Source organism: Burkholderia sp. AU33423 (assembly GCF_002223135.1).
GTDB classification, from domain to species: Bacteria; Pseudomonadota; Gammaproteobacteria; order Burkholderiales; family Burkholderiaceae; genus Burkholderia; species Burkholderia lata_D.
On record NZ_NKFH01000004.1, the window covers coordinates 641,493 to 654,198 of the forward strand.

Below are 12,706 nucleotides of genomic sequence, written 5' to 3' on the forward strand. Positions count from 1 at the left end.
AAAATTATTTAGGAGTTAGTCATGGCAGTCCAGCAAAACAAGAAGTCGCCGTCGAAGCGCGGCATGCATCGTTCGCACGATTTCCTGACGGCAGCGCCGCTGGCAGTCGAGCCGAGCACGGGTGAAGTGCATCTGCGTCACCACGTCAGCCCGAACGGCTACTACCGCGGCAAGAAAGTCGTCAAGACGAAGAACGACTAAGCGTCAAGTCACGCGTTGCGCGCTACGCTTGCCGTTCGCGTGACAACTGGTTCGCTTGACACTTTCCTGGCTCAACAAAAAGGCGGCATTCAACTGCCGCTTTTTTGTGCCTGAAATTCGTCGCATTCCATGACCGTAAAGCTCACAATCGATTGCATGGGAGGCGACCACGGCCCGTCCGTGACCGTTCCCGCGGCAGTCAAGTTCGTCCGCGCGCATCCCGATGCGCACCTGATGCTCGTCGGCATCGAAAGCGCGATCCGCGCTCAGCTGAAAAAGCTGAAAGCCCTCGACGATCCCGCGCTGACCATCGTTCCCGCCACCGAAGTCGTGGCGATGGACGACCCTGTCGAAGTGGCGCTGCGCAAGAAGAAGGATTCTTCGATGCGCGTCGCACTCAACCACGTCAAGGAAGGCGCGGCGCAGGCCTGCATCTCCGCCGGCAATACCGGCGCGCTGATGGCCGTTTCCCGTTACGTACTCAAGACGCTGCCCGGCATCGAGCGGCCCGCGATCGCGTTCGCCCTGCCGAACCCGACCGGCTACACGATGATGCTGGACCTCGGCGCGAACGTCGACTGCGAACCGCAGCACCTGCTGCAGTTCGCGGAAATGGGGCACGCACTCGTGGCGGCGCTCGAAGGCAAGGAACGTCCGACGATCGGCCTGCTGAACATCGGCGAAGAGGTGATCAAGGGCAACGAGACGATCAAGCGCGCAGGCGAACTGCTGCGCGCCAGCACGCTTAATTTCCGCGGCAACGTCGAAGGCAACGACATCTACAAGGGCACGGTCGACGTGATCGTGTGCGACGGCTTCGTCGGCAACGTCGCGCTGAAGACGTCCGAGGGGCTCGCGCAGATGCTGTCGGACATCATCCGCGAGGAGTTCGGCCGTTCGCTGATGTCGAAGCTGATGGCGCTGCTCGCGCTGCCTGTCCTGATGCGTTTCAAGAAGCGCGTCGACCACCGCCAGTACAACGGCGCGGCGCTGCTGGGGCTGAAAAGCCTCGTGATCAAGAGCCACGGTTCGGCCGATGCCTACGCGTTTGAGTGGGCGATCAAACGCGGGTATGATGCCGTCAAAAACGGCGTGCTGGAGCGCCTCGCGCGCGCGATGGCGGATAATTCAGTGTCGCTCGGCGAAGGCGAACACGACTCGGGCGGCGCGGGCCATGCAAGCCCCGCCGCAGGCCATCACGCCGAACCTTCCGCTGCGCAATCCTCTAAAGCATAAATGGCCCAATCGACTCTCTATTCCCGCGTGCTCGGCACGGGCAGCTACCTGCCGCCTGACCGCGTCACGAACCAGCAGTTGACCGATCGTCTTGCGAAGGAAGGCATCGAGACGAGCGATGAATGGATCGTTGCGCGCACGGGTATCCATGCGCGCCATTTCGCCGCACCGGACGTCACGACCAGCGACCTCGCGCTCGAGGCGTCGCGTCGCGCGATCGAAGCCGCCGGCATCGATCCGCAGTCGATCGACCTGATCATCGTCGCGACTTCGACCCCCGATTACGTGTTCCCGAGCACCGCGTGCCTGCTGCAGAACAAGCTCGGCATCAAGAACGGCGGCGCGGCATTCGACGTGCAGGCCGTGTGTTCGGGCTTCGCGTACGCGATGGCGACGGCCGACAGCTTCATCCGCAGCGGCCAGCACCGCACGGCGCTGATCGTCGGCGCGGAGACGTTCTCGCGCATTCTCGACTTCAAGGACCGCACGACCTGCGTGCTGTTCGGCGACGGCGCGGGCGCGGTCATCCTGTCCGCGTCGGGAGAGCCGGGCGTGCTCGGCAGCGCGCTGCACGCGGACGGCAGCTATTCGCACATCCTCTGCACGCCGGGCAACGTCAACCGCGGCGTGATCGAAGGCAGCGCGTTCCTGTACATGGACGGGCAGGCCGTGTTCAAGCTCGCGGTCAACGTGCTCGAGAAGGTCGCGATCGAGGCGCTCGCGAAGGCGAATCTCGCGCCCGAGCAGATCGACTGGCTGATTCCGCACCAGGCCAACATCCGCATCATGACCAGCACCTGCCGCAAGCTCGGCCTGCCGCAGGAGCGCATGGTCGTGACGGTCGACCAGCACGGCAACACGTCGGCCGCGTCGATCCCGCTGGCGCTCGATACCGCGGTGCGCGACGGTCGCATCCAGCGCGGCCAGCACGTGCTGATCGAAGGCGTCGGCGGCGGCTTCACCTGGGGCGCGTCGGTCTTCCGCTACTGATCCGCGGCGCGCGACTGCTGCGCGCGGATCCCATCGGTGCGCCATTCGTGCGCGCCGTCCGAATCGATTCAATTGGGGACGATATGAAATTTGCATTCGTATTTCCGGGGCAGGGCTCGCAGGCGGTCGGCATGCTCAACGCATTCGCCGATCTGGCCGTCGTGCGCGAGACGCTCCAGGAAGCGTCCGATGCACTCAATCAGGATCTCGGCAAGCTGATCGCCGAAGGCCCGGCCGAGGAGCTGAACCTCACCACCAACACGCAGCCCGTGATGCTGACCGCAGCCTATGCGTGCTATCGCGCGTGGCAGCAGGCAGGCGGCCCGGCGCCGGCGATCGTTGCCGGCCACAGCCTCGGTGAATACACGGCGCTCGTCGCCGCAGGCGCGCTCGCGTTCAAGGACGCGGTGCCGCTCGTGCGCTTCCGCGCGCAGGCGATGCAGACGGCCGTGCCGGTCGGCCAGGGCGGCATGGCCGCGATCCTGGGCCTCGATGACGACACGGTGCGTGCGGTTTGCGCCGAAGCCGCGGAAGCGGGCGTCGTCGAAGCGGTGAACTTCAATGCACCCGCGCAGGTCGTTATCGCAGGCAACAAGGCCGCGGTCGAAAAGGCCTGCGAAATCGCAAAGGCGAAGGGCGCGAAGCGCGCACTGCCGCTGCCGGTGTCGGCGCCGTTCCATTCGTCGCTGCTCAAGCCGGCGTCGGATCAACTGCGCGACTATCTTGCGAACGTCGACGTCAAGACGCCGCAGATTCCAGTCGTCAACAACATCGACGTCGCCGTGGTCAGCGATCCGGCTGCGATCAAGGATGCGCTGGTGCGCCAGGCCGCAGGCCCGGTGCGCTGGGTCGAGTGCGTGCGGCACATCGCCGGCACGGGTGTCACGCACGTGATCGAATGCGGTCCGGGCAAGGTGCTCGCCGGCCTGACGAAGCGCATCGACGGCAACCTGACGGGCGCGTCGGTATTCGATCCGGCTTCGCTCGACGAAGCGCTCAAGCTGGTGACCGCCTGACGCGGCGCCTTTTCTCAAGAGACGGATATTCGATTCATGGACAAGACTCTCGATAAACAGGTTGCGATCGTCACCGGCGCATCGCGCGGCATCGGCCGTTCGATCGCGCTCGAACTCGCCCGCCTGGGTGCGACGGTGATCGGCACGGCGACGAGCGAATCGGGCGCCGCTGCGATTACCGCAGCGTTTGCGGAAGCGGGCGTCACGGGCCGCGGCGCGGTGCTGAACGTCAACGACGCGGCAGCCGCCGAGGCGCTGATCGACGCGACCGTGAAGGAATTCGGCGCGCTGAACGTGCTCGTCAACAACGCGGGCATCACGCAGGACCAGCTCGCGATGCGGATGAAGGACGAGGACTGGGACGCGGTGATCGACACCAACCTGAAGTCGGTGTTCCGCCTGTCGCGCGCCGTGCTCCGCCCGATGATGAAGGCGCGTGGCGGCCGCATCATCAACATCACGTCGGTGGTCGGCTCGGCCGGCAACCCGGGTCAGGTCAACTACGCGGCTGCGAAGGCCGGCGTGGCGGGCATGACGCGTGCGCTTGCACGTGAAATCGGCAGCCGCGGCATCACCGTGAACTGCGTGGCGCCGGGCTTCATCGACACCGACATGACGAAGACGCTGCCGGAAGAACAGCAGGCCGCGCTCAAGACCCAGATTCCGCTCGGCCGCCTCGGCAGCCCGGAAGACATCGCCCATGCCGTCGCGTTCCTCGCATCGCCGCAAGCCGGTTACATCACCGGTACGACGCTGCACGTGAACGGCGGCATGTACATGTCGTAACGATTTTCGTTTACCATCCGCGCCGTATCCCGTTTTTCAGGCGGATCGGTGCTTGATCGACCATCAAGCCAACGCGCGTTTTGGCGTCAGCAAACCTGATAAAATGCGCGCACTTGTAAATCTGAACTTTCCCTCGGAGGGGTAATGGACAACATCGAACAACGTGTCAAGAAGATCGTCGCTGAACAACTGGGCGTCGCCGAAGCCGAGATCAAGAACGAAGCTTCGTTCGTGAACGACCTGGGCGCCGACTCGCTCGACACCGTCGAACTGGTGATGGCTCTGGAAGACGAGTTCGGCATGGAAATCCCGGACGAAGAAGCAGAGAAGATCACGACGGTTCAGCAAGCGATCGACTACGCTCGCGCAAACGTCAAGGCGTAACGAGCGCCTTTCGCGCTTGTCCGCCACGTCGCCGCGATCTTCGCGATTGACGCGCCATCCTGCCGGCCTCGCGCCGGACGGACTAACAGCCACAGGGCTCGCAGGGCTGGTTCCTGTGGCCACTGTGGCTTTTGTTTTTGTCATCCAATAATGGAAAAGAGGTTACCGTGAGCCGCCGTCGTGTTGTTGTTACAGGCCTGGGGCTGATTTCGCCTGTTGGCAATAATGTTGCCGACGGCTGGGCCAATCTCGTCGCCGGCAAGTCCGGTATTGCCACCGTCACGAAGTTCGATGCGTCGAACCTCGCCTGCCAATTCGCGGGCGAAGTGAAGGGTTTCGTCGCCGAGGAGTACATCCCGGCGAAGGAAGCCCGGAACATGGATACGTTCATCCATTACGGCATCGCCGCCGGCGTCCAGGCCATCAAGGACAGCGGGCTGGAAGTGAACGAAGCCAATGCGGAACGCATCGGCGTGCTGGTCGGTTCCGGCATCGGCGGCCTGCCGATGATCGAAGATACGCACCAGACCTACGTCGATCGCGGCGCGCGCCGGATTTCGCCGTTCTTCGTGCCGGGTTCGATCATCAACATGATCTCGGGTCACCTGAGCATCATGTTCGGCCTGAAGGGCCCGAACCTCGCGGCCGTGACGGCCTGCACGACCGGCCTGCACAGCATCGGTCTCGCAGCGCGCCTGATCCAGGCCGGCGACGCCGACGTGATGGTCGCGGGCGGCGCCGAATCGACGGTGTCGCCGCTCGGCATCGGCGGTTTCGCGGCGGCGCGTGCGCTGTCGACCCGCAACGACGACCCTGCTAGCGCATCCCGTCCGTGGGACAAGGACCGCGACGGCTTCGTGCTGGGCGAGGGTGCCGGCGTGATGGTGCTCGAGGAGTACGAAGCGGCGAAAGCACGCGGTGCGAAGATCTACGCGGAAGTCTCGGGCTTCGGCATGACGGGCGACGCGTACCATATGACCGCGCCGAACATGGACGGCCCGCGCCGCTGCATGGTCGCGGCACTGCGCGACGCCGGCGTGAACCCGGACGAGGTCCAGTACCTGAACGCGCACGGCACGTCGACGCCGCTGGGCGACAAGAACGAGTCGGACGCGGTGAAGGCGGCCTTCGGCGAGCATGCGTACAAGATCGTCGTGAACTCGACGAAGTCGATGACGGGCCACCTGCTGGGCGGCGCGGGCGGCCTCGAATCGGTGTTCACGGTGCTGGCGCTGCACAACAACGTGTCGCCACCGACCATCAACATCTTCAACCAGGACCCGGAGTGCGATCTCGACTACTGCGCGAACACCGCGCGTGACATGAAGATCGACGTAGCCGTGAAGAACAACTTCGGCTTCGGCGGCACCAACGGCACGCTGGTGTTCAAGCGCGTCTGACGCCGCAATCGCTTGACGAGTCCATTCGATGCTCCGGCCGGGCGTCCGCAGCGCTTTGCGTTGCGGGCCTCGGCCGTGTCGTATCTCGTGCTGGCCGTGTTCGTCGCATCGGCTACCGCGTCGGCCTACCTGTTCTGGGCGCCGCGCGCGGGCGCTGCCGCCGGCGCAGGCGTGTCGGCCGTGACGGCCGCGCTGCTGGCCGTGTGCGCTGCGCGGGCCTGTGCCCGCCGGCTGCCGGCCGAGTTGCAGATCGACGCATTCGGGGAAGTCGCGGCGTTTGGCCGCACCGGGCGCCTGCTGGCCCGCGGCCGCGTGACGGGCCATGCGCACTGGAGCAGCCTGCTGCTGGTGCTGTCGGTCGGGCAGGGTGCCCGGCGGGCCCGGCCGCTGCTGATTCCGGCCGATGCGCTCGACGCCGCATCGTTCAGCGCGCTTTCCGTGCTGGCGAGAACGGCGGGCGCGGCGGGGCGGGTTTGACGGCGGCACGGTTACCTACCGTAACCAGCGGCCGGCGCGGGAACGCTACAATATCGCTCCGCGTTGCATCCCTAGTTAACGGATTTGTCAGGTGAGTGAAAAAGAAATCGATCAGGCTCTGGTCGAGCGCGTACAGAAGGGCGACAAGGCAGCGTTCGAACTCCTGGTCTCCAAATACCACCGCAAGATCATTCGGCTGATCTCGCGCCTCGTGCGGGATCCCGCCGAGGTCGAGGATGTGGCTCAGGACGCGTTCATCAAGGCGTATCGTGCGCTGCCGCAATTCCGCGGCGAATCGGCGTTCTATACGTGGTTGTACCGAATTGCCGTCAACACGGCGAAGAACTACCTTGCGACGCAAGGCCGCCGGGCGCCGACCTCGACCGAGGCCGATGCGGAGGAAGCGGAAACTTTCTCCGACGCAGACCAACTAAGGGATATCAACACGCCTGAGTCGATGTTGATGAGCAAGCAGATTGCCGAGACGGTCAACGCTGCCATGGCTCTGCTGCCCGAAGAACTGCGCCAGGCAATTACGCTGCGCGAGATCGAGGGCCTGAGCTACGAAGAGATCGCGGAAATGATGGGCTGTCCGATCGGGACGGTCCGGTCGCGGATCTTCCGCGCACGTGAGGCAATCGCTTCCAAATTGCGTCCGCTGCTCGATACGCCCGAAGGCAAGCGCTGGTAAGCGCGACAGGCGGAGCGACGCGGGTCGGGGTCTAGTTACGGTTAGAGTCGTGAAGTCACGACGGGGTGTGCAAGATGGGGAGCATCATGGGGTCGGTCAATACGCAGTCGCAAGCGTGCTCGCGCGGCGAGCGCCTTTCCGCGCTGGTCGACGGCGAAATGTTCGATGGCCCGGACAACGGGCAGTTTCTGGCTGAGCTCAACCGCGCGGATCGCGCTGCGTGGGCCCATTACCACCTGATCGGCGATGCGCTGCGCTCGGACGAGCTCGCGCTGTCGCCTGCGCTGAGCGTCGCGTTCACCGCGCGCATGTCGGCTGCGCTCGAAAGCGAGCCGCACCTGCTCGCGCCGGCGGCCGCACCCGTCGCGCGCAAGCTGCTGTCGCTGCGCCGGCGCGTCGTGCCCGCGTTCGCGGTTGCCGCCGCGGCGGCCACGCTGACGTGGATCGTCGTCCCGCAAATGCAGACGGCCGGTGCCCCGGGCGCCGTCCAGGTCGCGTCGGCCGGTGCGCCGCAAGGCGGCAACCTGCAGCGCGTGACGGTTGCGCAGGCATCGGCCCAGCCGGGCCTGCAGGACGTCAACATCATCCGCGACGCCAGCCTCGACCAATACCTTGAAGCGCACCAGCAATTCGCGCAGCAGCCCGTCGTCACGGGTTCGATGCCGCTGATCCGCGCTGCCGTGACCACCACGCCAGGCCAATAAACCCGATGCGGACATTGCAGTTGAATCACGCCATCTCCGGATGGAAGCGGCTGCCGGCCCTACTGCTTTGCGCAGCCGCCCTGTTGTCCGTTCAATCCCTTCCTGCCAGCGCCCAGCAACCGGACGATCCCGTCGCGACCCGCAAGGGTGCCGCCGACTGGCTCGACCGTGTCCAGCAAGCGGCGCAGCAGCAGAGCTACGAAGGCACGTTCGTCTACCAGCGCGGCGGGTATGTGCAGTCGTCGCGCATCGCGCACGTCGCGTCCCGCGACGGCGAGTTCGAGCGCATCGAGACGCTCGACGGCAAGCCGCGCAAGCTGCTGCGCCATAACGACGAGCTGTACACGTTCGTGCCCGAGCGCAAGCTGTGTGTGGTCGAGCGCCGTCAGACGCGCGATTCGTTCCCCGCGCTGCTCGGCGCGAGCGGCGAGCACGTGATGTCCGTCTACGACGCGAAGTCGCTCGGCAAGGACCGCGTGGCGGGGATCGACGCGCAGGTCGTCGAGCTCGTGCCGAAGGATGCGTACCGCTTCACGTACAAGCTGTGGGCCGACGCGCGCACGGGGCTGCTGCTGCGCTCGCAGACGCTCGATGCGAACGATCACGTGCTCGAGCAGATCGCGTTCTCGCAATTGCAGACGGGCGGCGCAAGCGGCGACAAGGCCGCGATCGCGGCCGGCATGCGCAACCTGAACGGCTGGACGGTCGTACGGCCGCCGGTTGCGACGGTCGACATGGAAGCGCAGGGCTGGCAGCTCGCCCCGAGCGTGGCCGGTTTCCAGAAGATTCGCGAAGTGCGGCGGCCGATGGCCGCGCGCGACGCGGGTGAGCCGCCGATCCCGGTCGATCAGGCCGTCTTCACCGACGGTCTCGCGACGATCTCGGTTTTCATCGAGCCGGCCGAAAAGAATACGCGCAAGGAAGGCGCGGGCAGCACCGGTGCAACGAACGTTCTCGTGAAGCGCCGCGGCGACTACTGGATCACCGTACTCGGAGAAGTGCCGCCGGCTACGTTGCAGCAGTTCGCGTCTGCCATAGAATACAAGGCTTCCAAGTAACGCTACGGCTTCCGACATGACGAAACTCACGCTGCGCAAAGTGCTCGCGGCGGCGGCGCTGTGTGCCTGCCTGCCGCTCGTCCCGCAAACCGCGGTCGCTGTCACGCCTCCCGCTGCCAGCCTTCCCGATTTCGCCGATCTCGTCGAAAAGGTCGGCCCCGCGGTCGTGAACATCCGGACCACCGCGAACGTGCCGGTACCCGGCCCGCGCGGCGTGCTTCCGCCGGGTTTCGACAACGGCGACATGTCGGAATTCTTCCGCCGCTTCTTCGGCATTCCGCTGCCGCAGGCGCCGGGCAACGGTGGCGGCAATGGCGGCGGCAATCCGAAAAACGCGCCGACGCCGGACAATCCGCCCGACACCGAACAGAATCGCGGCGTCGGCTCGGGCTTCATCGTGTCGGCCGACGGCTACGTGATGACCAATGCGCACGTCGTCGACGATGCGGACACCATCTACGTGACGCTGACCGACAAGCGTGAATTCAAGGCGAAGCTGATCGGCGTCGACGATCGCACGGACGTCGCGGTCGTCAAGATCCAGGCGTCGAACCTGCCGGTCGTCGCAATTGGCGATTCGAACAAGGTGCGCGTCGGCGAGTGGGTCGTCGCGATCGGTTCGCCTTTCGGCCTCGACAACACGGTCACGGCCGGCATCGTCAGTTCGAAGAGCCGCAATACGGGCGACTACCTGCCGTTCATCCAGACCGACGTCGCCGTGAACCCCGGCAACTCGGGCGGCCCGCTGATCAACATGCAGGGCGAGGTGATCGGCATCAACTCGCAGATCTACAGCCGTACCGGCGGCTTCATGGGCATCTCGTTCGCGATTCCGATCGACGAGGCGATGCGCGTGGCCGACCAGCTGAAGGCGACGGGCAAGGTCACGCGCGGCCGGATCGCGGTGGCGATCGGCGAGGTGACGAAGGACGTGGCCGATTCGATCGGGCTGCCGAAGGCCGAGGGCGCGCTCGTCAGCAGCGTCGAGCCGGGTGGCCCGGCCGACAAGGCGGGCATCCAGCCGGGCGACATCATCCTGAAGTTCAATGGCCGTTCGGTCGATGCGGCGTCGGATCTGCCGCGTATGGTCGGCGACACGAAGCCCGGCACGAAGGCGACGGTCAGCGTGTGGCGCAAGGGTCAGGCTCGCGATCTGCCGATCACGATCGCGGAAACGCCGGCCGAAACGACGGCAAAGGCCGAGCAGCGCAAGAACGCGCCGCAGAAGCCGCGCCAGACCAATTCGCTCGGCCTGACGGTCAGTGACCTGACGGCGGAGCAGATGAAGACGCTGAAGCTGAAGAACGGCGTGCAGATCGACGGCGTCGACGGCCCGGCCGCCCGTGCGGGCCTGCAGCGCGGTGACATCGTGCTGCGCGTCGGCGACACCGACATCACGAACGCGAAGCAGTTCGCCGACGTGACCGCGCAGCTCGATCCGCAGAAGGCGGTCGCGGTGCTGGTGCGGCGTGGCGACAACACGCAGTTCGTGCCCGTGCGGCCGCGCCAGAAGTAACGCGCCGATGTTCACGCTCTACGGCCGCGGCTGGTGCCACCTGTGCGACGACATGCGCGACGCACTGGCGCCGGTGGCGGCCGAATTCGGCGTCGCGGTCGATTACGTCGACATCGACACCGATGCGGCACTCGTCGCCCGCTACGACGAGGACGTGCCCGTGCTGTTGCTGGACGGGGCGGAGGTATGCCGCCACCGGTTCGACGACGCACGGGTACGCGACGCGCTGACGTCTCGGCGCCGAGCCTGACCTGCCGCTGGCGGGCGTCGTTTCGCACGGGGCTTGACCCGGCGGGCGCCCCCGGCGGGCCACCGCACGGCACGGCGTAGTAAAACCCGCCCGGCAAAGGCCTTTTCGGCTAAAATAAGCTGTTTTTTCACCGACTTACACAAGGCGTGCTCTGCAGTCGTCGAGCGCGCCTTTTTCGCTTGATCGGCACTGAATGGATCATATTCGCAATTTCTCGATCATCGCGCACATCGACCATGGCAAGTCGACGCTCGCGGATCGCATCATCCAGGTATGCGGCGGCCTCGCCGACCGTGAAATGGAAGCGCAGGTGCTCGACTCGATGGATATCGAGCGCGAGCGCGGCATCACGATCAAGGCGCAGACAGCCGCGCTGTCCTATCGCGCGCGCGACGGCAAGGTCTACAACCTGAACCTGATCGACACGCCGGGGCACGTCGACTTCTCGTACGAGGTCAGCCGTTCGCTGTCCGCGTGCGAAGGCGCGCTGCTGGTCGTCGATGCGAGTCAGGGCGTCGAGGCGCAAACCGTCGCGAACTGCTACACGGCGATCGAGCTCGGCGTCGAGGTCGTTCCGGTGCTGAACAAGATCGACCTGCCGGCCGCGAACCCCGAGAACGCGATCGAGGAGATCGAGGACGTGATCGGCATCGACGCGACCGACGCGACGCGTTGCAGCGCGAAGACGGGCCTCGGCGTCGAGGACGTGCTCGAGTCGCTGATCGCGAAGGTGCCGCCGCCGAAAGGCGATCCGGCCGCGCCGCTGCAGGCGCTCATCATCGACTCGTGGTTCGACAACTACGTCGGCGTCGTGATGCTCGTGCGTATCGTCAACGGCACGCTGCGTCCGAAGGACAAGATCAAGATGATGGCGACCGGCGCGCAGTATCCGGTCGAGCACGTCGGGGTGTTCACGCCGAAGTCGCGCAACCTCGAATCGCTGTCGGCGGGGCAGGTCGGCTTCATCATCGCGGGCATCAAGGAACTGACGGCCGCGAAGGTCGGCGATACCGTCACTCACGTGGCCAAGGCCGCCACCGAGCCGCTGCCGGGCTTCAAGGAAGTGAAGCCGCAGGTGTTCGCGGGGCTGTATCCGGTCGAGGCGAACCAGTACGACGCGCTGCGCGAGTCGCTCGAGAAGCTGAAGCTGAACGACGCATCGCTGCAGTACGAGCCGGAAGTGTCGCAGGCGCTCGGCTTCGGTTTCCGCTGCGGCTTCCTCGGGTTGCTGCACATGGAAATCGTGCAGGAGCGGCTCGAGCGCGAGTTCGACATGGATCTCATCACGACCGCACCGACGGTCGTCTACGAGGTCGTGCAGAGCGACGGCTCGACGATCAAGGTCGAGAACCCGGCGAAGATGCCGGAGCCCGGCCGTATCGCGGAAGTCCGCGAGCCGATCGTCACCGTGAATCTGTACATGCCGCAGGATTACGTGGGCTCGGTGATCACGCTGTGCGAGCAGAAGCGCGGCTCGCAGATCAACATGCAGTATCACGGCCGCCAGGTGCAGCTCACGTACGAGATCCCGATGGCCGAGATCGTGCTCGACTTCTTCGATCGCCTGAAGTCGGTGTCGCGCGGCTATGCGTCGATGGACTACGAGTTCAAGGAATACCGTTCGTCGGACGTCGTGAAGGTCGACATGCTGATCAACGGCGACAAGGTCGATGCGCTGTCGGTCATCGTGCACCGTTCGCAGTCGCAATATCGCGGCCGCGAAGTGGCCGCGAAGATGCGCGAGATCATCCCGCGCCAGATGTACGACGTGGCGATCCAGGCCGCGATCGGCGCGCACATCGTCGCGCGCGAGAACATCAAGGCGCTGCGCAAGAACGTGCTCGCGAAGTGCTACGGCGGCGACATCACGCGAAAGAAGAAGCTGCTCGAGAAGCAGAAGGAAGGCAAGAAACGGATGAAGCAGGTGGGTTCGGTCGAGATCCCGCAGGAAGCGTTCCTTGCGATCTTGCGCGTCGAAGACAAATAACAGGACTGAT

The 12,706-nt window shown here is 65.3% G+C and carries 14 protein-coding genes; all 14 read left to right on the top strand.

What is annotated here, in order from left to right; all coding sequences use genetic code 11:
* Window positions 1-21: 21 nt before the first annotated feature.
* The 14 genes from rpmF to lepA all read left to right on the top strand — a co-directional run bounded on the left by rpmF (window position 22) and on the right by lepA (window position 12,696).
* Complete coding sequence (gene rpmF, locus CFB50_RS05715) at window positions 22-201, top strand: 50S ribosomal protein L32 (RefSeq protein WP_006051932.1); 180 nt, start codon at window positions 22-24, stop codon at window positions 199-201.
* A gap of 129 nt (window positions 202-330) precedes the next feature.
* Window positions 331-1,437 (top strand): phosphate acyltransferase PlsX, encoded by a 1,107-nt coding sequence (gene plsX, locus CFB50_RS05720; protein ID WP_089445204.1) that lies wholly within the window; start codon window positions 331-333, stop codon window positions 1,435-1,437.
* Window positions 1,438-2,427, top strand: a complete 990-nt coding sequence (locus CFB50_RS05725) for a beta-ketoacyl-ACP synthase III (RefSeq protein WP_089445205.1) — start codon at window positions 1,438-1,440, stop codon at window positions 2,425-2,427.
* Window positions 2,428-2,510: 83 nt separating this feature from the next.
* Complete coding sequence (fabD, locus tag CFB50_RS05730; RefSeq protein WP_089445206.1) at window positions 2,511-3,443, top strand: ACP S-malonyltransferase; 933 nt, start codon at window positions 2,511-2,513, stop codon at window positions 3,441-3,443.
* Window positions 3,444-3,479: 36 nt separating this feature from the next.
* Window positions 3,480-4,229, top strand: coding sequence for a 3-oxoacyl-ACP reductase FabG (gene fabG, locus CFB50_RS05735; protein WP_006476504.1), 750 nt, complete (start codon window positions 3,480-3,482; stop codon window positions 4,227-4,229).
* Window positions 4,230-4,373: 144 nt separating this feature from the next.
* Complete coding sequence (gene acpP, locus CFB50_RS05740; protein ID WP_004197638.1) at window positions 4,374-4,613, top strand: acyl carrier protein; 240 nt, start codon at window positions 4,374-4,376, stop codon at window positions 4,611-4,613.
* A 167-nt stretch (window positions 4,614-4,780) separates the two neighbouring features.
* Window positions 4,781-6,013, top strand: a complete 1,233-nt coding sequence (gene fabF / locus CFB50_RS05745) for a beta-ketoacyl-ACP synthase II (protein WP_069247480.1) — start codon at window positions 4,781-4,783, stop codon at window positions 6,011-6,013.
* A gap of 12 nt (window positions 6,014-6,025) precedes the next feature.
* Window positions 6,026-6,490, top strand: coding sequence for a hypothetical protein (locus CFB50_RS05750; protein ID WP_069247481.1), 465 nt, complete (start codon window positions 6,026-6,028; stop codon window positions 6,488-6,490).
* A 91-nt stretch (window positions 6,491-6,581) separates the two neighbouring features.
* Window positions 6,582-7,181: an RNA polymerase sigma factor RpoE gene (gene rpoE / locus CFB50_RS05755; RefSeq protein WP_069247482.1), complete on the top strand. Its 600-nt coding sequence runs from the start codon at window positions 6,582-6,584 to the stop codon at window positions 7,179-7,181.
* 86 nt (window positions 7,182-7,267) lie between these two features.
* Window positions 7,268-7,885: a sigma-E factor negative regulatory protein gene (locus CFB50_RS05760; protein ID WP_027788009.1), complete on the top strand. Its 618-nt coding sequence runs from the start codon at window positions 7,268-7,270 to the stop codon at window positions 7,883-7,885.
* Between the two features lie 5 nt (window positions 7,886-7,890).
* A complete protein-coding gene (locus CFB50_RS05765) occupies window positions 7,891-8,943 on the top strand; it encodes a MucB/RseB C-terminal domain-containing protein (RefSeq protein WP_039348382.1) in 1,053 nt (350 codons plus the stop codon).
* Window positions 8,944-8,959: 16 nt separating this feature from the next.
* Window positions 8,960-10,459 carry a DegQ family serine endoprotease gene (locus tag CFB50_RS05770; protein WP_089445207.1) on the top strand — a complete coding sequence of 500 codons (1,500 nt, stop codon included), beginning with the start codon at window positions 8,960-8,962 and terminating at the stop codon, window positions 10,457-10,459.
* 7 nt (window positions 10,460-10,466) lie between these two features.
* Entirely contained in the window at window positions 10,467-10,709 is a 243-nt protein-coding gene (locus CFB50_RS05775) for a glutaredoxin family protein (RefSeq protein ID WP_069247484.1), read from the top strand.
* A gap of 193 nt (window positions 10,710-10,902) precedes the next feature.
* Window positions 10,903-12,696 (top strand): translation elongation factor 4, encoded by a 1,794-nt coding sequence (gene lepA / locus CFB50_RS05780; RefSeq protein WP_069247485.1) that lies wholly within the window; start codon window positions 10,903-10,905, stop codon window positions 12,694-12,696.
* Window positions 12,697-12,706: the final 10 nt, after the last annotated feature.